We start from the raw sequence: 17,944 nt of genomic DNA, 5'->3' as shown, positions 1-17,944 counted from the left end.
CACTGAGGGAGCCAGTGCATCGGGTGGTGGCCAACTCCCGATACCGTAGTGTTCACCATGTCATCCCGCCGAACCGCATCGCTGATCACTCTGGGCTGCGCGCGCAACGAGGTCGACTCCGAGGAGCTGGCCGCGCGACTCGAGGCTGCCGGTTGGCAGCTGGGCGACGACGACCCCGATGTCGTCGTCGTCAACACTTGTGGCTTCATCGAGTCGGCCAAGAAAGACTCCATCGACACGCTGCTGGCCGCCGCCGACTCCGGCGCGAAGGTGGTGGCGGCGGGCTGCATGGCCGAGCGCTACGGCAACGAGCTGGCCGACGCGCTGCCCGAGGCCAGTGCGGTGATCTCTTTCGACGACTACGCCGAGATCGGCGGCCGCCTCGACGACGTGGTCGCCGGCCGGCCGCTCAAGCCGCACACACCGCGTGACCGCCGCACCCTGCTGCCCATCTCGCCGGTGGACCGTGCCAGCGCGCCCAGGCCCAACATCCCCGGCCACGGCGACCTGCCCGAAGGGCTGGCGCCCGCGAGCGGCCCGCGCGTGCTGCGCAGGCGGCTCGACGAGAGCCCGGTCGCCTCGCTCAAGCTGGCCTCGGGCTGCGACCGGCGCTGCACGTTCTGCGCCATCCCCGCCTTCCGCGGCTCCTACGTCTCGCGCAGGCCGGAGGACCTGCTGGCCGAGGCCGACTGGCTGGCCCACCGGGGCGTGCGCGAGCTCGTCCTGGTCAGCGAGAACTCCACGTCCTACGGCAAGGATCTGGGCGACCTGCGGGCGCTGGAGAAGCTGCTGCCCGAGCTCGCGGCCGTCGAGGGCGTCGAGCGGGTGCGGGTCAGCTATCTGCAGCCGGCCGAGCTCCGTCCCGGCCTGATCGACGTGATCACCGGCACCGAGGGCGTCGCCGCCTACTTCGATCTGTCCTTCCAGCACGCCAGCGGCTCCGTCCTGCGCCGGATGCGCCGCTTCGGCGACCCTCAGCGTTTCCTCGGGCTGCTGGAGAGCATCCGCGAGCGCGCCCCTGAGGCGGGCGTGCGCTCCAACTTCATCGTGGGCTTCCCCGGCGAGACCGAGGAGGAGTTCGGCGAGCTGGTCGCCTTCCTCGAGGCCGCGAGGCTCGACGTGATCGGCGTGTTCGGCTATTCCGACGAAGACGGCACCGAGGCGGCCGAGCTGCCGGGCAAGCTCCCTCAGGAGGTCGTCGACGAGCGGGTGCGGGCGCTCACCGAGCTGGCCGAGGAGCTGACCGCGCAACGCGCGGAGGAGCGCATCGGCACAGAGGTCGACGTGCTGATCGACGACGACCTGGGTGACGGCGGCTACGAGGGCCGGGCCGCCCACCAGGGCCCCGAGGTCGACGGCTCGGTCACGGTGCAGGGCATCGGCCTGGTCCAGGGAGAGATCGTGCGCGCGGTCGTGGTCGACGCCGAGGGGGTCGATCTGATCGCGCGCATCAAGGCCGGTCCATGAAAAGGGACGAGCGCCGTGTGGTAAGCCCGTGGAACATCGCCAACGTCCTCACGGTCCTCCGGTTGGTGCTCGTCCCCTTCTTTGTCGTCTGCCTGTTCGTGCCGGGCACGGGCTGGCGGATCGCCGCGCTGGCGGTCTTCGCGGTGGCCTCGATCACCGATCACCTCGACGGCGAGCTGGCCCGGCGCTACGGCCTCGTCACCGACTTCGGCAAGATCGCCGATCCGATCGCCGACAAGGCGCTCACCGGCGCGGCCCTGGTGTGCCTGTCGATCCTGGGCGAGCTGCCGTGGTGGGTCACGGTCGTGATCCTCGGCAGAGAGCTGGGCATCACGGCGCTCAGGTTCGTGCTGCTGCGGCACGCCGTCATCCCGGCCAGCTACGGTGGCAAGGTCAAGACCGTGCTCCAGATCGCCGCCATCGTGCTCTATCTGCTGCCGTTCGTGCCCGGTCCCGTCCGGTGGGTGGTGATGGGCGCGGCGGTGGCCGTCACGGTCGGCACGGGGGTCGACTATGTCGCCAGGGCGATCCGGCTGCGCATGGTCGCCAAGCGAGCGCGCGGGGAGTGATCGATCGATGGCGGACGTCGCCGGAGTGTTGCGGTTGCTGGTGGCCCAGGACGCGACGGTCGCGGTGGCCGAGTCGCTGACGGGCGGGCTCATCGGGGCGAGCATCACGTCCGTCTCCGGGGCCTCCCAGGCGTTCGTAGGCGGGGTGATCTCCTACGCGACCGACCTCAAGCGGGATTTGCTGGGCGTGCCCGGCGAGCTGCTGCGCCGCGAGGGCGCGGTGCATCCCGATGTGGCCGCGGCCATGGCGGCGGGGGTCGCCCGGGTGTGCGGGGCCACGTACGGGCTCGCGGTGACAGGGGTGGCGGGGCCGGAGCCCCAGGACGGACGGCCCGTCGGCACCGTCCACGCGGCCGTCTGCGGGCCGTCCGGGCAGATTTCGGCCCGGACGTTGAGCCTGCGAGGGTCACGCGAACGTATCAGGGTAGAGACGGTGGACGAGGCGGTTGATCTCCTGGCAGGTGTGCTGAAGGCGAACATAGGGGAACATTCCGGGTGATTACTGTGTTACGTCCCGAGCGAACATCCGACGCACGGTCTGACGCTGTGTCGGTGGATACGGGTACGGTGGAGCTGTGAGTGAGGTCCGTGAGCCAACTGCAAGCACCGAGCGCCCGGCAGGCGGGCCTGATGAGTCTAGCGACGCGCCACGAGCGGCGGTCCCTGGCCGGCCGCGCCCAGTGATGACGGCGAGGAGTATGTACGAAGCGAAGAAGTCCAATGTGCGGCACGAACCGATCGCGCGGGGCGTGGTGAAGACATCCGCGCCGGGGAGGGAGCGACAGATGATTCTGCTGCGTCAGCTGCTCGGCGACGTGCTGAGGCGGTTGCGGGTGCGGCAGGGACGCACGCTGCGCGAGGTGTCCACCCTCGCACGTGTTTCGCTCGGCTACTTGTCCGAGGTGGAGCGCGGGCAGAAGGAAGCCTCGTCCGAGCTGCTCGCATCCATCTGCGGCGCACTCGGCGTGCCCCTTTCGCAGGTTTTGCGTGAAGTTTCCGATCAGTTCGCGCTGGCGGAGCTCCAGGCTGCCCCCGTGCTTGCCGACGTGCCCGAGCACGAGCGTCTGCCCCTGTCGGAGTCGGTCCCCGGGTCGATCCCCGAATCCGTGTTCCCCGAAGTCAAGGACATGGTGGCCGCCTAACGCGGCTGGCAGCCGGCACACCACAGGATCAGCCGTTCCTGTGGGCCAGCCCCTATTTCCCCGCGGCTGATGCGGGTGCCGCATCGGCGACAGGGCATCCCCGCCCTGCCGTAGACCCACGTCCGGTTCGCCGGGCGGCGATCACCTGTGGTCACCGTGCCCGCAGGCGCTTGATGATGTGCGTTGGCGGCCATGATGCGCTGCGCCAGTGACACGAGCCCTTCCAGATCCTCGACCTCTCCGACTGTCCGCCACGGCCAGATCCCGCGCAGAAACAGGGTTTCGGCTCGATAGATCGTGCCGATCCCGGCCAGGTTGCGCTGATCGAGCAGCGCCTCCCCGATGGGCCGGCCGGGCGCCGATCTCAGTCTCCGCGCGGCCTCATCCGGATCCCAGTCCGGCCCCAGCAGGTCCGGGCCGAGGTGCCCGACCAGCCGTGCCTCCTCATCCGTCCTGACGAGATCCACCATGCCGAGCCTGCGCCCCACCGCCTGCCAGCGCTCGTTGGCGAGGATCAGCCTGACCAGGTCGCCGGGCGGTGTACGCCGTCCGGCGGGCGTCACCAGCCAGCTCCCGTCCATCCGCAGGTGGGTGTGCACGGTCAGGTCGCCCTCCACACGGGTCAGGAGGTGCTTGCCCCGTGACACTGTGGTGACGACAGCGCGCCCGGTCAGGTCGGCGGTGGCGTGCCTGGGCACACGGAAGTCCGACCTGGTGAGCACGCGCCCGTCCAGGGCGCCGCGCAGGCGGCCGGCCGTACGGTGGACGGCGTCTCCTTCGGGCATGCTTCCAGTCTAGGAAGCGCCCGTTCCATCCCCTCCGCCCCCATAATGAGATCGGGGGCCGGACGTGGCGGGAGGCAACTGCGGCATGTCACAAATCTCAGGTTCACGCGACGACGACCCTGTCGAGGTGGCCGGTCACCGGGGGACCGGGCGGCTGGGCTCCGGCGTCTACACAGGGCGCGCGCCCGGCGGCTAGGCCGTGGTCATCCGGCTTGCTGCCGCCGGAGCTGGATGCCCGCACCCTTCCTGCACGGGATGGAGCCCCCTGCTCGGGCTCTCTGCGGTCAGCACCGCTCAGGTCCTGTCCACGGGATTGCTGGACGACCGGGCGTACGTCGTCAGCGAGTTCGTCGACGGCCCGACGTTGCGGGAGAGCGGCGGCGGCCCGCCGAACTGGAGGAGGTCGTGCTCCGGTTCACCGGTATGTAGCGACCCACTCGTCCACCAGGGCGCAGAGCTGGTCCAGTGCCTCCTCGACGCGCTCGCGATCACCGGTGGTGAGCAGGTCGAGCTGCAGCCCGGTGTAGGCCGAGTTGGCCAGCGTGGAGATGCGCAGCGCGTCGGCCCGGGGCACGCCCCGCTCGCGCAGCAGCCCCGCCACGAACTCCGACCGGTCCGCCAGCAGCCGGGGTACGTGGCCGCGCAGGCGCCCACCGGCCGCCAGGCCCTCGATCTCGTGCACGAGCCGGGCGATGGGCAGGTTGTCCTCCGAGGACTGCCAGTCCCAGGTGTGCCGGATGATCGTGCCCACGCTGTCGGAGCCCGTCCATCCGGGCAGCGAGCGCAGCCAGGCGCGGTGCCGCTCGTCCAGGCGCTCCATGGTGGCCGACAGGAGCTCCTCCTTGTCGGCGAAGTGGTGCGTCAGCACGCGCGTGGACTTGCCCAGATGCTCGGCCAGCGGTCGCATCGACAGGGTCGAGAGGCCGTGACCCGCCAGATAGTCGACGATCTGGTCGAGCAGTTCGGCGCGGCGGTTCGGGTCGGCGGTCCTGGCCATGGGAATCCCTTTGACGTCATCGAGGTGACGACTGTTACCCTATCTGGGAAACAAGTGTTACCTTAATCAAGGGGATACCCATGTCCGTTGACGTGCGGCAGCGTGCCGGCATGCCCGCGTGGCTGCTCGCGCTGGCGTTCACCACGTTCGCCTTCGCCACCGACGACTACGTGATCGCGGGCGTGCTGCCGGCGATCTCCGCCGACCTCGGCGTCAGCGAGGCGGCGGGCGGGCAACTGGTCACCGTGTTCTCGCTGGCGTTCGCGCTGGGAGCGCCCGTCGCGTCCGTGGTGAGCGCCACCTGGCCCAGGCGGGGGCTGATCACCGGCGCCCTGACGCTGTTCGTGGCCGCCAACTGGGCCTCCGCGTTCGCCGGCTCGTACGCCGTGCTCATGGGCCTGCGGGTGCTGGCGGCGCTCGCCGCGGCGGCCGTCGTGCCCGCGGCGTACGCCATCGCGACCTCCATGGCGCCCGAAGGGCGGCAGGGACGCTACCTGGCACTCGTGATGGGCGGTCTGACCGGATCCCTCATGCTGGGCGTGCCCATCGGCACATGGGTGGGAGGCGCGTTCGGCTGGCCGGCCACGTTCGGGGTCGGCGGGTTGCTGGGGCTCGGCGCGCTGGTGGCGACCAGGCTCACGCTGCCGGAGCCGCCGCCTGCCGAGGCCATGCCCATCGGGCGCCGGCTGGCCCCGCTCGCTCAGCCCCGGGTGCTGGCCGGCCTGCTCGGGATCGTGGCAATCGTGCTGGGCAGCATGATGCTGATGACGTATCTCGCGCCGTTCCTGCGGGACCTGGCCGGGGCCGGGCCCACCGAGCTCGGCTGGATCTTCTTCCTGGCCGGGCTGGCCGGGCTCGTGGGCGGCCAGCTCGGCGGGCGCGCCGCCGACCGGTGGGGTGCCGACCGGGCGCTGATGATCGGGATCTCCGGGTTCACGGCGGTGATGGCGGCCTTCACCGCCTGCTGGCTCCTGCGGCCGATGGCGCTGCTCGCGCTCCTGCCGCTGCTCATGGTCTGGGCGGCCGTGTCGTGGTGGATCCCGCCGCCCGCGCAGACCCGGCTGCTCGCCATGGCGGGCCCGGCGGCGCCGCAGGCGCTCGCGCTCAACAGCAGCGCCGTCTATGTCGGGGTGTCGGGTGGCGGGGCGCTCGGCGGGCTCGTGCTCGACGCGCACGGCAGCGGCTGGCTGCCCGCCGCCGCGGCCGTGGCCGAACTCGTCGCGCTCGCCCTCTTCTGGACGGCGGCCAGGCTGCGCGCCTGACGGGTGGCGGGCGGGCGAGAAGGCGGTCAGCCCCAGGCGGCGGGGTCGGAGGCGAGCAGGCGGATGCGCTCGGGCAGCGCGCCGGAGGCGACCTGCTCCAGCGTGACCTCCTCCAGGATGGAGCGCTCGGTGGCCCGCAGCGCGATCCACACCTGCTGCAGCGACTCCGCGGGCCCGCGGTAGCCGACGTGCTCGGGCCGCTCACCGCGGACGTTGGCGAGCGGCCCGTCCACCGCCCTGATCACATCGGCCAGGGAGATCTCGGCGGCGGAGCGGGCCAGCACATAGCCGCCCTCCGGCCCTCGCTGCCCGCGCACCAGCCCGGCGCGGCGCATCTGCAGCAGGATGTTCTCCAGATATTTGGGGGGCATGTCCTGCTCTTTGGCGAGCTCGCCCACAGTAGTCGGGCCGGCACCGGCTGCGGCGAGTTCGGCGGCGGCACGGAGGGCGTAGTCGACACGAGCGGAAAGGCGCATGTTCCTGATTATCCCTCCTGGTCAACACTGGTAGGTCGCAAGGCCGTCAGAACGGGTGCCCGGCGCTAAACTTCTAACAACCTTTTCGATTGACGGGTGGGATTTCCGCGTGGAGCGACGCCCTGGTGTGCCCAGGCTGCTGAGGGAGATCAACGACCGGGCCGCGCTGGAGTTGCTGCTGGCCACCGGTCCCATGACGCGTGGGCAGATCGGCGACCTGACCGGCCTGTCCAAGGTCACGGCCTCGCAGACGCTGGCCAGGTTGGAGGAGCGCGGCCTGGTCGAGGTGGTCGGCACCCAGGCCGGCGGGCGCGGCCCCAACGCCGCCCTCTACTCCGTGATCCCCTCCAGCGCGTACGTCGCCGGCCTGGAGGTCGGGCCCGAGCTGATCTCGGCCGTGGTCGCCGACATCCACGGCCACACCGTCGCCGAGGTCACCGTCGATCCCCGAGGTCACGACGACCCGGTCTCCGTGGTGCACGACGCGATCGCCAAGGCCTGCCGCAGCGCCAAGGTCAGCCTGGCCAGGCTGCGCGGCGTCGTGATCGGCACCCCCGGCGTGGTCGACCCGCGCAGCGGCGACGTGCGCTTCGCGTTCGACCTGCCGGGCTGGCACGAGGGCATCCACGACGCGCTCGTCCGCGACCTGCGGCGCGAGGTGACCATCGAGAACGACGTCAACCTCGCCGCCATCGCCGAGCGCGCCGACGGCGCGGCCAAGGGGGTCGACGACTTCGTGCTGCTGTGGGCGAGCCGCGGCCTGGGCCTGGCCGTCATGCTCGGCGGCAAGCTGCACAGGGGGCGTTCGGGCAGCGCGGGCGAGATCGGCTACCTGCCGGTGCCCGGCGTGCCGCTGCCCGAGGACATCCGCACCATGCCGGGGCGCCTGCCGTCGCTGGCGGGCGGCCTGCAGTCGCTGGTCAGCGCCGAGACGGTGACCGAGCTGGCCCGCGGCCACGGTTTCGCGGCCGGCAGCGCCGGCGAGTGCGTCCGGGTCGCCGTGGCGGCGGGCGCCGAGGGCGAGCCGCTGCTCTCCGAGATCGCCGACCGGCTCGCCCTGGGCGTGGCCGCCGTGTGCGTGATCCTCGACCCCGGCCTGGTGGTGCTGGCCGGGGAGGTCGGCGCGGGCGGCGCCGCGCTCACGTCCCGGGTGGAGGAGGCGGTGGCCCGCATCTGCCCCGTGCGCCCCCAGGTCGTCACCACGGCGGTGACCGGCCAGAACCCGGTGCTGCGCGGCGCCGTGCTGGCCGCACTCGACGAGGCCCGCGAGGCGCTGCTGGCGTCCTGAGAGCCGGCCTTGCGGCGCGGGCCGTCAGCGTGCGCCGAGCAGCTCGACGGCGGCCTGGGCGTTGGGCCTGCCGGCCCCGTACGTCGCGATGTAGGCGCCGCTGCCGGGCCGCCACACGGGCAGCCCCATCTCGATGACCGTCGTGTCGCGGCGGGCCGCCACCAGCGCGGAGACCAGGTCCTGGCTGGCCTGGTGGCGGTGCGCGTCCTTGACGACGACGACCAGCGACCGGTTCGCGGCCTTGGCCAGCAGCACGGGGACGTCCGCCGCCTCGGGGCCGACCCTGACGATCTCCGCGTCGGGCAGCCACGGGCCCACGCCCCACGGCACGTCGCCCACGGCGATCGTCGGCGGAGTGTCGACCTCGATCACCAGGGGCTCGACCAGGGGTTCCGGGGCGCCGGTCAGGCGTACGGCTCGGCGGGCGGCGTGCAGGCCGACGCCGTTCTGCTCGGCCGTCGGCTCGTGCGGCGCGCCGAACCAGGCACGCAGCGCCGCCACCCGCTCCGCGGCCTCCTCCAGGCGCTCCAGCGGCAGGCGGCCCTCGCGTACGGCGGTGACGATCCCCTCGACGATCGCCTGGATGTCGTCGTACGTGGGCAGCGGGCCGAGGCACAGCAGGTCGGCGCCGGCCGCCAGCGTCAGCACGGCGCCCCCGGCCAGGCCCACGCTCTTGGTGATGGCGTGCATGTCGAGCGCGTCGGTGACGACCACGCCGTCGTACCCGAGCTCGCCCCTCAGGAGCCCGGTCAGCGCGGCCCCGGACAGCGTGGCGGGGGCGTCGCCCGTCACCGCGGGCACCGCCACGTGCGCGGTCATCACCGACTTCGCCCCCGCGCCGATCGCCGCGCGGAAGGGGGCGAGTTCCCGCGCCCGCAGCACGTCCAGGCCGACGTCCACGACGGGCACCGCGAGGTGCGAGTCCACCCGGGTGGCGCCGTGGCCGGGGAAGTGCTTGACGCAGGCGGCCACGCCGCCCGCCTGCAGGCCGCGTACGGCCGCCACCGTGTGCCTGGCGACCAGCTCCGCGTCCGTGCCGAACGATCTGGTGCCGATCACCGGGTTGTCGGCCTCGGTGTTGACGTCGGCGCTCGGCGCCATGTTGAGGTTGACGCCGCAGGCGGCCAGCTCGGCGGCGATCGCCATGTGCACGCGGCGGGTCAGCTCGACGTCGTCCACCGCGCCGAGCGCCGCGTTCCCCGGGTACGGGCTGCCGACGTGGTACGCCAGCCGCGTCACGTCGCCGCCCTCCTCGTCGAGCGAGATGACGGGCTCACCGGCGGCGCGCAGCGCGGTGGTCAGCTCGCGCACCTGGGCGGGCTCGGCGACGTTGAAGCCGAAGAGTGTGACACCGCCCAGACCGTGCTCCAGCTCGCGCAGCACCCACGCGGGCGCCGTGGTGCCCTGGAAGGCGGCGAGCAGTGTGCCGGCCGCGAGACGGCGCAGCCCCCGATCACTCTGACTCATGGCTCCTCATCAGTTCTCAGGCAGGGTGGAGTACGGCACGGTCGTGCCGTACGGATCGCGGATGTCAGCCCTTTACGGCCCCGGCGACCAGGCCGGTGACCATGCGGCGTTGCACGACAACGAAGAAGACGACGACGGGGATGGTCATCATCGTGGAGGTGGCCATGATGGCGCCCCAGTCGGTGCCCTTCTGCCCGAAGAAGTACTGCAGGGCGACGGGCATGGTGTACTTCGTCGGGTCGCTGATCAGGTACAGCGACATGATGAGCTCGTTCCACGCGGTGATGAACGAGAAGATGCTGGTCGCGACGAGCCCGGGGGCCACCAGCGGGAAGAGCACCTTCCAGAAGGTGGTGAACCGGCCGGCCCCGTCGATCCAGGCGGCCTCCTCCAGCGACTTGGGCACCGCGGCGACGAACGTGCGCAACATCCAGATGCCGAACGGCAGGGTCAGCGCCACCTGGGTGACGATCAGGCCGAGCAACTGGTCGTAGAGGCCCAGCCGCTTGACGCTCAGGAACAGCGGGATGACCAACGCCTCGGCGGGGATCATCTGCACGATGAGCAGCAGGGCGAGGAACGGCGTGCGCCCCTTGAACCTGAACCTGGCCACCGCCGTGGCCGAGAGCAGGGCGAAGACGGCGCCGATGACGATGGTGCCGAGCGCGACGATGGCGCTGTTGCGCAGGTAGAGCCAGATGGAGTGCCCGGCCACGCCCTCGCTCAGCACGCGCTGCACGTGCTCGAGGGTGAACTGCGTCGGGAACGGGATGAAGTCGGTGGTGAAGATCTGGTCGTTCGTCTTGAACGCGGTGGAGACCATCCAGTAGACGGGAAAGGTGGCCATCGCGAAGACCAGCACGCCGAGGGCGTTGAGCGTGACCTTGCCCAGGCGTCTGCGGGCCAGCGGGGTCATCACGTGTCCTCCTGCTTGAACATCTGCCGGATGTAGGCAGCCGTGACGATGAGCAGGATCACGGTCAGCACCAGGGCGATGGCCGCGCCCGAGCCCATCTTCGGTGGGGCCTTGAACGCCTCGGTCACCGCGTACATCGACAGGTTGTAGGCCTCCCTGTTGTTGGTGCCGGCCAGCACGTACAGCTGGGAGAAGACCTTGAAGTCCCAGATGATGGAGAGCACGGTCAGCACCGCGAACACGGGCTTCAGCAGCGGGAACGTGATCCGCCAGAACGTCCGCCAGGGGGCGGCGCCGTCGACCTTGGCGGCCTCGTACAGCTCGGCGGGCACGCCCTTGAGGCCGGCCAGCACCGAGACGGCGATGAACGGGAAGCCCGCCCAGACCACGCAGATGACCAGCACCATGTAGATGGACCAGGGGTCGTTGAGCCAGGGTTCGCCGGTCCAGTCGGCCCGGCCGAACAGGGCGGTGGAGAACCAGCCGGGCAGCAGATTGAGCGCCCAGTTGACGATGCCCGCCTCGGCGTCGAACAACCAGCGCCAGATCACGCCCTGCGCCACGGGCGGCACCGCCCAGGCGAACATGATGCCGATGATGACGAACAACGACATCTTCTTGCCGAGCCGGTGCAGCAGCACGCCGACGGCGGTGCCGAGGACGAGCGTGAGCGGCACCGCGATCACGGCGAACATCACCGTGTTGCGGAGCGAGGACCAGAAGATGTCGTTGTCGACGAAGGCGGTGAAGTTGTCCAGCCCGACCCAGGTGGCCGGCTTCTTGCCGGAGATCTGGACCAGGCCCACCTTCTGGAAGGCGATGATCGCCATCTGGATCAGCGGGTAGAGCAGCAGCGCGCCGATGACCAGCAGGCCGGGGACGAGCAGGACGTAGGGGATGGACCACGCGGGCAGCCCGCTGGCCTTGCGCGGCGGGTTCGGGCGGCGCGATCCCCGGGCTGGGGAGCGGTCCCCGCCCCGGGGAAGCGTTGACGTGTTCGTCATAGGCTCAGGAGGCGTTGAGGATGTCTTCGAGTTCCTTGTTGGCCGCGGCCAGCGCCTCGTCGGCGGACGCCTTGCCTTCGATGACCTTGCGGGCGGCGTTCTGCAGCACCGCCTTGGTCTCGTTGGCCTCGGTCCAGTGCGGGTCGGCGGGGAAGGCCTTGGCCTTGGCGAAAGCGGCGGCGAACGGCGCCTGCACCGGGTCCTCGGCCAGCTTGGCGAGGGCCTCGGGATAGACGGGGAGCAGGCCGCCGTCGGTGGCGTACTTGACGCCCCATTCCTTGCCGGAGGCCAGCTTGACGAACTCCTTGGCCGCCTCCTTCTCCTCCGAGGTGCCCCAGACGGCGATGTCGTTGCCGCCGAGGAACGACTGCGCCTCGCCGCCCGACTGCGACGGGAGCGAGAAGAACGCGAGCTTGTCGCCCTTGAGCTTGCCCTTGCTGTCCTCCTCGATTCCGGCGAGGTCCCATGCGGCGGTGAGGTACATGCCGACCTTGCCGTTGGAGAAGCGGGTGCGGATCTCGGTGGTGTTCTGGTTGAGCCGCGACTTGCTGGACAGACCGTCGGTGACCAGGCCGGTGTACTGGGCGAAGCCGGTTTTGAACCCGGGCTCGGTCAGCTTGCCGACCCACTTGTCGCCCTCCTTGACGGCGTACTCGCCGCCGGCGGTCCAGGCGAGGGCGCCGAGCAGATGGTTGGCGTCGGAGCCGCCGTTGAAGGCGAAGCCGTCGACGTCGGAGCCCTTCTCGGCCTGGATCTTCTTGGCCGCGGCGACGAGCTCGTCCCAGGTCTTGGGCACCTCGATCTTGAGCTCCTTGAACCAGTCGGCGCGGTAGAGCACCGCCCGGCTGCCGCCGCCCCATGGCACGGCGTACGTCTCACCGTCGATGGTCTCAAGGCCCATCAGGTTCTTGGGGATCTGGGCCTGGTCGCCCGAGGCCACGATGTCCGTGATGGGCTCCAGCGCCTCCTGGCTCTGCCAGAGCGGGACCTGGTCGTTGCCGATCTCGGTGACGTCGGGGCCGGTGCCGCCCGCCGCCGCGGCCGTGAACTTGTCGTTGACCTGGGCCCACGGAATCCACTCGACCTTCACCTTGGCGCCGGTCTGCTTCTCGAACTCGGCGACCAGCTCATCGGTGTACTTCTGGGCGTCGGGGTTGGTGTCGCCCAGGCGCCAGAAGGTCAGGGTCTTGCCGGCGTACTTCGGCCCGCTCGCGGCGGCCGCGCTCGGTGAGGATTCAGGCGACTCGCTTGAACCGCCGCAGGCCGCCAGGCCCAGGGCCAGGGCGGCCGTGGTGACCGTGGTGGCTGTGATCTTCGCGATCCTCACAGGGTTCTCCCTTCCCGGGTGCCGGCCTACGGTCCGCACCAGGCTGATCGTCAATGCCGAATGATGCTGATAAACTAACAAGAAACTTTCCTTAATAAAACGCCCGTTAGCCGATCGTGACGAGAGGGGAAACGCCGATGCGCCGAGACCCGGGAACCCCTCGGCTGTTGCGTCGGCTGAACGACCGGGCGGCGCTCGAACTGCTCATCGGAGACGGCCCCCTCACCCGCGCCGAGCTCGGCGAGCGGACCGGCCTGTCCAAGGTCACCGCAGGTCAGCTCCTCGTCAGGCTCGAAGAGCGGGGGCTCGTCGAGGTCACGGGGGAGCGGGCCGGCGGCAGGGGGCCCCACGCCGCTCTGTACGCCGTGGTGCCCTCCTGCGCGTACGTCGCCGGGCTCGAGGTCCTGCCCGACAGCCTCAGGGTCGGTGTGGCGGACATCACAGGCCGGACCGTGGTCGAGATCACGCTCAACCCCTCCGACGGCCGCGATCCCGTCGAGGCGGTGCACGCGGCCGTGCGGCGGGCCTGCGAGGCGGCCGGCATCAGCCTGTCCCGGCTGCGTTCCTTCGTCATCGGCACCAGAGGTGTGGTCGACCCGGTCAGCGGGGACGTGCGCTGGTCGTACGACCTGCCGGACTGGCACGTCGGCGTGCTGGCCAGCCTGCGCGAGACCCTCGGCACCTCGGTGACGATCGAGAACGACGTCAACCTTGTCGCCCTTGCCGAGCACAAGTACGGAGAGGCCGCCGGGCACGACGACTTCGTGGTGATCTGGGCGGGCGTCGGACAGGGACTCGGCGTCATGCTGGGCGGCAGGCTGCACCGCGGCATCGCCGGGGGAGCGGGCGAGATCGGCTGGCTGCCGGTGCCGGGCGAGCCGCTGCCCACCGACGTCTCCCAGCCGCAGTCGGGCTCGTACCAGCGCCTGGTGGGCCACGACGCCCTGCGCGGGCTGGCCGAGCGGCGCGGGCTGACCGGCAACACCGTGGCCGACCTGGTGCGCAGTGGCGACGAGGGCTATCTGGACGAGGTGGCGCTCCGGCTGGCCGTGGGCGCGGCCGCCGTGACCGTCGTGCTCGACCCCGGGCTGATCGTCCTGAGCGGTGACGTCGGCAGGGCCGGCGGCGCGCGGCTGGCCGCCAAGGTGCAGGAGGCGGTGGCGCGCGTGTGCCCGAGCCGGCCCACCGTGGTCACCACCGGGGTCGCCGGCAACCCCGTGTTGCGCGGGGCCCTGGTGGCGGCTCTGGATCAGGCCCGGGAACAGGTTTTCTCCGACACTGTGTGAGAATTTCTGCCCATGTGGCAGTCCCCGAACGATGTCGTGCTCATCTCGGACCCCCGTGTCGCCTCCGTCCCGGTGCGGGAATGCGGCGAACCGCTGGCTGACGTACGCGGGCGGCTGCGCGTGGACACGCGCATGGCCGACGACGACGGTGCGTACGCCCACCTGCGCTCCGGCCTGCTCGACCGCCTGGAGAAGGCGGAGACCCTGCTGCCCGACGGCTACCACCTGCTGATCGTCGAGGGTTACCGTCCGATCGCGACGCAGCGGCGGATCTTCGACGGGTACCGGGCGGAGCTGGAGGCGGCATTCCCCGACATGTCGCCCGACGAGTCCTACGTCGCGGCGAGTCGTTATGTCTCACCCGTCGAGGTCGCCCCCCACACCGCCGGCGCCGCCGTCGACCTGACCCTGTGCTCTCCCAAGGGCACCGAATATGACATGGGCACGCAGGTCAACGACAACCCCGAGCAGAGCGAAGGCGCCTGCTACACCGCCGCCCCCAACATCTCCGACGACGCCCGCGCCCACCGCAAGCTCCTGGCCGCCGCACTGGAGCCGGTCGGCCTGGTCAACTACCCCACGGAGTGGTGGCACTGGTCCTACGGTGACCGCTACTGGGCCATGGCCACACGCGCCCCTGACGCCCTCTACGGACCCATCTGACAAGCACCTGCCGGACGGGTTTCCCCCAGGGCACGGTACGGGCACAACTTCGTACGGAGACTTTTGGACTCCCCAACGAGGTGTGGGCATGGTTCCGTTGATCGGGATCGAAGAGGAATACCTCGTCGTCGATCCCCGCACCCGCCACGTGGCTCCCCGAGCGGCCGAAGTCCTGGCCGCGGCCACGGACGTGCTGGACGTGGTGCAAGAAATCACCCGATTCCAGGTGGAGGCGCGCACGCCGCCGTCCGCCGACCTGAGCGAGCTGGGCTCGCAACTGCGCACCGTGCGCAAGGAGGTGGCGGACGCGGCCCGCAGCTGCGGGCTGGCCGTCGTCGCGAGCGGCATCCCCGTCCTGGGCAACGTCATGCAGCCGCCGCTCACCGACGACGACCGATACCTCCAGGGCAGGGTGCTCTACCGCGCGCTACAGGACGAGATCAGCATCTGCGCCCTGCACGTCCACGTGGACGTGCCCGACGAGGAGCACGCCGTCTACGTCGGCAACCACCTGCGGCCATGGTTGCCGACGCTGATCGCGCTGGCCGCCAACTCGCCGTTCTTCGTGGGACGCGACACCGGCTACGCGTCGTGGCGTGTGATCAGCTGGGGCCGCTGGCCGGTCTCCGGCGCACCCCCCTACTTCCCGTCGTACCGCGACTACGAGCTGGCGCTGCGCTCGCTGGCGGAGTCGGGCGCGCTGCTCGACGCCAAGACCGTCTACTGGGACGCCCGCCCGTCGCCCCAGCTGCCGACCGTGGAGATCAGGGTGGCCGACGTGCCCCTCGACGTGGCCGACAGCCTCACCCTGATCGGGCTCATCCGCGCCCTGGTCGTGACCTCTCTGGAGGCCGTCCGGCGCGGCGACAGGGGGTTGCCGGTGTCCACCGAGGTGCTGCGCGCCGCCTACTGGCGGGCCGCCCGCGACGGGCTGCTGGGCGACAGCATGGACGTGCGGCACGGCACACTCGTGCCCGCCCCGGTGATGGCCGGTCGCCTCCTGGAGCACGTACGCCCGGCGCTGACCGAGGCGGGTGACCTGACGTTCGTGCAGGAGGGCCTGGACCGGCTGCTGCGCCAGGGCTCGGGAGCCATGCGCCAGCGCCGGGTGCATTCCCGGGGCAATGACCTGGCCGAGGTGGTGGACGACCTGATCGAGGCGACGGTCGCGTAGATCATGGTCGCGTGGCCCAGTTCACATAGACGTCGTACGTTGCAGTGTCGCACTGCGCCTGCGGGAGCGCCCGCCGCTGTGGCACTGGGCGCTGTATCGCCTGTTCCACAAGCGCCTTCCCCACACCTACCGCCGGTTGGCGCGCGACGACCTGCTCGGTTCGCGCCACCTGCCGCGGGAGTGTGCGACGTGACTCCTCGCGACATCACCTCTGTGGGCCTTCAGCTCATGCCCGTCGAGCCGGCCCGCACGCCGTCACCGACGAGGGCGCTTCCCGTCGGTCAGGCACCTCACCGGCCGACGGCGTAGCCCTGCGCGCCCCGAGGGTTGGCGGCGGCCCTGAGGAAGGCGCCGTCACGGGCGACCGCGCTGAGCCTGCCGAGCGACCACGGGCCCTGCTCCTCCACCTCGTGCCCGCGCCGCCGCAACTCGGCGACGACGCCCGGGTCCAGGCGGTCCTCCACGTGCAGGACGCCGGGGCGCGAGCCGCGCGGGAAGAACGAGCTGGGGAAGTGCTCGGTGTGGAACATGGGCGCGTCGATGGCCTCCTGAAGGTTCAGCCCGCCGTGGACGACGGACAGGAAGAAGTTCGGGCTCCACTGGTCCTGCTGGTCGCCGCCCGGCGTGCCGAAGGCGAGCCACGGCCGGCCGTCCCTGAGCGCGAACGACGGCGACAGCGTGGTACGCGGCCGCGTACCGGGACGCAGCGACGCCGGCAGGCCCTCCTGCAGCCAGAACATCTGCGCCCGCGTGCCCAGGCAGAAGCCCAGCGCGGGGATGGTGGGCGAGCTCTGCAGCCAGCCGCCGCTGGGCGTGGCCGAGACCATGTTGCCGTGCCGGTCGACCACGTCGACGTGGCAGGTGTCGCCCCTGACCGTGCCGTCGGCGGAGGTCACCTCCACGCCGCCCGCGCTCTTGGCGACCGTGGGCTCGCCGACACCCTGCGGGGCGCGGGCGCCGGAGACGCCGGGCGCGCTGCTGGAGATGCCAGGTGCGGGGAGGTCGGGCAGCCTGGGCGTCCGCCCGCCGGGGGAGCCGGGCCGCAGGTCCATGCTGGCCCCCGGACCGACGAGGGCGCGCCGCTCGGCGTTGTACGCCTCGCTCAGCAGGTCCGACATGGGTACGCCGGCGTCGCCGTACCAGGCCTCGCGGTCGGCGAAGGCCAGCTTGGCGACCTCGGTGACCGTGTGCACGTAGTCGGCGCTCAGGTAGCCCATCGCGTCCAGGTCGAACCCGGACAACAGGGCGAGCTGCTGCAGGAACACCGGGCCCTGCCCCCACGGCCCCGTCTTGCACACGGTGTGCCCGCGGTAGTCGAAGCTCACGGGATCCTCGACCGAGGGCTCCCAGCCCGCCAGGTCGTCGCCGGTCAGCAGCCCGCCGTGCACTTCGCCGGAGCTGTCGCGCCAGGCCGTCTTGGTGCTGAACTCGGCGATCGCCTCGGCGACGAAGCCCTCGTACCAGGCCTTCCTCGCAGCGGCGAGCTGCCCCTCGCGGGTGCTCGACGCCGCCTCGGCCTCCGCGACCAGCCGCCGGTACGTCGCGGCCAGCACCGGGTTGGCCAGCTGAGAGCCCGGCGCGGGCGCGGCGCCGCCGGGCAGCCAGGTCGCCGCCGACGTCGGCCAGTCGTCGGTGAACAGCCCCGCGACCGACTCGATCGTGGCGGAGATCCGGTCCAGCACCGGCACGCCGTGCTCGGCGTAGTGGATCGCGGGGGCCAGCACGTCGGCCAGCGACCAGGTGCCCCAGCGCTCCAGCATGAGCATCCATCCGCCGAACGCCCCGGGCACGGTCGCCGCCAGCAGCCCCGTGCCGGGCACCACGTCCAGGCCGGCCCCGGTGTAGTGCTCGATCGTGGCCGCGGCCGGCGCCACGCCCTGGCCGCACACCACCGACACCTTCTGGTCGGCCTCACTCCACAAAAGGATCGGCACCTCGCCGCCCGGGCCGTTCAGATGCGGCTCGGCGACCTGCAGCACGAACCCCGCGGCCACGGCCGCGTCGAAGGCGTTGCCGCCGCGTTCCAGCACGCTCATGCCGGCGGCGGAGGCCAGCCAGTGGGTGCTGGCGACCATGCCGAAGTCGCCGGACAGCTCAGGCCTGGTGGTGAACAAACCATTC

17 protein-coding genes are annotated in these 17,944 nt (G+C 71.3%); 9 read left to right on the top strand and 8 right to left on the bottom strand.

Going from position 1 to position 17,944, the window contains the following annotated elements; genetic code table 11:
* Positions 1-57: 57 nt before the first annotated feature.
* From rimO to GUY59_RS02240, 4 genes are all read left to right on the top strand, one after another.
* Positions 58-1,467: a 30S ribosomal protein S12 methylthiotransferase RimO gene (gene rimO, locus GUY59_RS02255; RefSeq protein ID WP_138198964.1), complete on the top strand. Its 1,410-nt coding sequence runs from the start codon at positions 58-60 to the stop codon at positions 1,465-1,467.
* A complete protein-coding gene (gene pgsA / locus GUY59_RS02250; RefSeq protein WP_132333587.1) occupies positions 1,464-2,036 on the top strand; it encodes a CDP-diacylglycerol--glycerol-3-phosphate 3-phosphatidyltransferase in 573 nt (190 codons plus the stop codon). Before rimO ends, pgsA begins: the two co-directional genes overlap by 4 nt.
* A gap of 7 nt (positions 2,037-2,043) precedes the next feature.
* Positions 2,044-2,535: a CinA family protein gene (locus tag GUY59_RS02245; protein WP_138198965.1), complete on the top strand. Its 492-nt coding sequence runs from the start codon at positions 2,044-2,046 to the stop codon at positions 2,533-2,535.
* 286 nt (positions 2,536-2,821) lie between these two features.
* Positions 2,822-3,178, top strand: coding sequence for a helix-turn-helix domain-containing protein (locus tag GUY59_RS02240; RefSeq protein ID WP_132333609.1), 357 nt, complete (start codon positions 2,822-2,824; stop codon positions 3,176-3,178).
* On the opposite strand, the gene GUY59_RS02235 is transcribed toward GUY59_RS02240, so the two are convergent.
* Positions 3,175-3,963, bottom strand: coding sequence for a DNA-formamidopyrimidine glycosylase family protein (locus GUY59_RS02235; protein WP_138198966.1), 789 nt, complete (start codon positions 3,961-3,963; stop codon positions 3,175-3,177). The genes GUY59_RS02240 and GUY59_RS02235 overlap by 4 nt on opposite strands.
* A gap of 415 nt (positions 3,964-4,378) precedes the next feature.
* Positions 4,379-4,960: a TetR/AcrR family transcriptional regulator gene (locus tag GUY59_RS02230; RefSeq protein ID WP_138198967.1), complete on the bottom strand. Its 582-nt coding sequence runs from the start codon at positions 4,958-4,960 to the stop codon at positions 4,379-4,381.
* Positions 4,961-5,040: 80 nt separating this feature from the next.
* On the opposite strand from GUY59_RS02230, the gene GUY59_RS02225 reads away from it, so the two are divergent.
* Positions 5,041-6,222, top strand: coding sequence for an MFS transporter (locus tag GUY59_RS02225; RefSeq protein WP_138198968.1), 1,182 nt, complete (start codon positions 5,041-5,043; stop codon positions 6,220-6,222).
* A 26-nt stretch (positions 6,223-6,248) separates the two neighbouring features.
* Here GUY59_RS02225 and GUY59_RS02220 read toward each other — a convergent pair whose 3' ends face one another.
* Positions 6,249-6,698, bottom strand: a complete 450-nt coding sequence (locus GUY59_RS02220; RefSeq protein ID WP_132333592.1) for an RrF2 family transcriptional regulator — start codon at positions 6,696-6,698, stop codon at positions 6,249-6,251.
* A 109-nt stretch (positions 6,699-6,807) separates the two neighbouring features.
* Here GUY59_RS02220 and GUY59_RS02215 point away from each other — a divergent pair, with 109 nt between their 5' ends.
* Entirely contained in the window at positions 6,808-7,986 is a 1,179-nt protein-coding gene (locus GUY59_RS02215; RefSeq protein ID WP_138198969.1) for an ROK family transcriptional regulator, read from the top strand.
* A 24-nt stretch (positions 7,987-8,010) separates the two neighbouring features.
* Here the strand turns inward: GUY59_RS02215 and GUY59_RS02210 are convergent, their stop codons facing one another.
* From GUY59_RS02210 to GUY59_RS02195, 4 genes are all read right to left on the bottom strand, one after another.
* Positions 8,011-9,453: a glycoside hydrolase family 3 protein gene (locus tag GUY59_RS02210; RefSeq protein ID WP_138198970.1), complete on the bottom strand. Its 1,443-nt coding sequence runs from the start codon at positions 9,451-9,453 to the stop codon at positions 8,011-8,013.
* 64 nt (positions 9,454-9,517) lie between these two features.
* A complete protein-coding gene (locus tag GUY59_RS02205; protein ID WP_138198995.1) occupies positions 9,518-10,369 on the bottom strand; it encodes a carbohydrate ABC transporter permease in 852 nt (283 codons plus the stop codon).
* The gene (locus GUY59_RS02200; protein ID WP_138198971.1) at positions 10,369-11,373 is read right to left on the bottom strand and encodes a carbohydrate ABC transporter permease; all 1,005 of its coding nucleotides are present in this window, start codon (positions 11,371-11,373) and stop codon (positions 10,369-10,371) included. Before GUY59_RS02200 ends, GUY59_RS02205 begins: the two co-directional genes overlap by 1 nt.
* 4 nt (positions 11,374-11,377) lie before the next feature.
* Positions 11,378-12,700, bottom strand: a complete 1,323-nt coding sequence (locus GUY59_RS02195; RefSeq protein ID WP_138198972.1) for an extracellular solute-binding protein — start codon at positions 12,698-12,700, stop codon at positions 11,378-11,380.
* A 137-nt stretch (positions 12,701-12,837) separates the two neighbouring features.
* On the opposite strand from GUY59_RS02195, the gene GUY59_RS02190 reads away from it, so the two are divergent.
* The 3 genes from GUY59_RS02190 (at position 12,838) to GUY59_RS02180 (ending at position 15,823) form a co-directional block, all read left to right on the top strand.
* The gene (locus GUY59_RS02190; protein ID WP_138198973.1) at positions 12,838-13,986 is read left to right on the top strand and encodes an ROK family transcriptional regulator; all 1,149 of its coding nucleotides are present in this window, start codon (positions 12,838-12,840) and stop codon (positions 13,984-13,986) included.
* A gap of 12 nt (positions 13,987-13,998) precedes the next feature.
* Positions 13,999-14,649 carry a M15 family metallopeptidase gene (locus tag GUY59_RS02185; protein WP_138198974.1) on the top strand — a complete coding sequence of 217 codons (651 nt, stop codon included), beginning with the start codon at positions 13,999-14,001 and terminating at the stop codon, positions 14,647-14,649.
* Between the two features lie 88 nt (positions 14,650-14,737).
* Entirely contained in the window at positions 14,738-15,823 is a 1,086-nt protein-coding gene (locus GUY59_RS02180) for a carboxylate-amine ligase (RefSeq protein WP_138198975.1), read from the top strand.
* A gap of 290 nt (positions 15,824-16,113) precedes the next feature.
* Here the strand turns inward: GUY59_RS02180 and GUY59_RS02175 are convergent, their stop codons facing one another.
* Positions 16,114-17,898, bottom strand: coding sequence for a gamma-glutamyltransferase family protein (locus tag GUY59_RS02175; protein ID WP_201760418.1), 1,785 nt, complete (start codon positions 17,896-17,898; stop codon positions 16,114-16,116).
* Positions 17,899-17,944 lie beyond the last annotated feature (46 nt).

This window comes from Nonomuraea sp. K271, assembly GCF_009908215.1.
GTDB lineage: Bacteria > Actinomycetota > Actinomycetes > Streptosporangiales > Streptosporangiaceae > Nonomuraea > Nonomuraea longispora.
The sequence above is the reverse complement of the archived record's forward strand: the minus strand, read 5'-3'. Positions and strand labels throughout refer to the sequence as shown.

What these genes read in the sequence shown, in the direction of transcription:
- GUY59_RS02180 (WP_138198975.1), top strand. Translation starts at nt 14,738, where the DNA reads ATGGTTCCGTTGATCGGGATCGAAGAGGAATACCTCGTCGTCGATCCC.
- GUY59_RS02200 (WP_138198971.1), bottom strand. Translation starts at nt 11,373, where the DNA reads ATGACGAACACGTCAACGCTTCCCCGGGGCGGGGACCGCTCCCCAGCC.
- GUY59_RS02245 (WP_138198965.1), top strand. Translation starts at nt 2,044, where the DNA reads ATGGCGGACGTCGCCGGAGTGTTGCGGTTGCTGGTGGCCCAGGACGCG.
- GUY59_RS02205 (WP_138198995.1), bottom strand. Translation starts at nt 10,369, where the DNA reads ATGACCCCGCTGGCCCGCAGACGCCTGGGCAAGGTCACGCTCAACGCC.
- GUY59_RS02190 (WP_138198973.1), top strand. Translation starts at nt 12,838, where the DNA reads ATGCGCCGAGACCCGGGAACCCCTCGGCTGTTGCGTCGGCTGAACGAC.
- GUY59_RS02175 (WP_201760418.1), bottom strand. Translation starts at nt 17,898, where the DNA reads ATGGTCGCCAGCACCCACTGGCTGGCCTCCGCCGCCGGCATGAGCGTG.
- GUY59_RS02210 (WP_138198970.1), bottom strand. Translation starts at nt 9,453, where the DNA reads ATGAGTCAGAGTGATCGGGGGCTGCGCCGTCTCGCGGCCGGCACACTG.
- rimO (WP_138198964.1), top strand. Translation starts at nt 58, where the DNA reads ATGTCATCCCGCCGAACCGCATCGCTGATCACTCTGGGCTGCGCGCGC.
- GUY59_RS02220 (WP_132333592.1), bottom strand. Translation starts at nt 6,698, where the DNA reads ATGCGCCTTTCCGCTCGTGTCGACTACGCCCTCCGTGCCGCCGCCGAA.
- GUY59_RS02235 (WP_138198966.1), bottom strand. Translation starts at nt 3,963, where the DNA reads ATGCCCGAAGGAGACGCCGTCCACCGTACGGCCGGCCGCCTGCGCGGC.
- GUY59_RS02230 (WP_138198967.1), bottom strand. Translation starts at nt 4,960, where the DNA reads ATGGCCAGGACCGCCGACCCGAACCGCCGCGCCGAACTGCTCGACCAG.
- GUY59_RS02185 (WP_138198974.1), top strand. Translation starts at nt 13,999, where the DNA reads ATGTGGCAGTCCCCGAACGATGTCGTGCTCATCTCGGACCCCCGTGTC.
- pgsA (WP_132333587.1), top strand. Translation starts at nt 1,464, where the DNA reads ATGAAAAGGGACGAGCGCCGTGTGGTAAGCCCGTGGAACATCGCCAAC.
- GUY59_RS02240 (WP_132333609.1), top strand. Translation starts at nt 2,822, where the DNA reads ATGATTCTGCTGCGTCAGCTGCTCGGCGACGTGCTGAGGCGGTTGCGG.
- GUY59_RS02225 (WP_138198968.1), top strand. Translation starts at nt 5,041, where the DNA reads ATGTCCGTTGACGTGCGGCAGCGTGCCGGCATGCCCGCGTGGCTGCTC.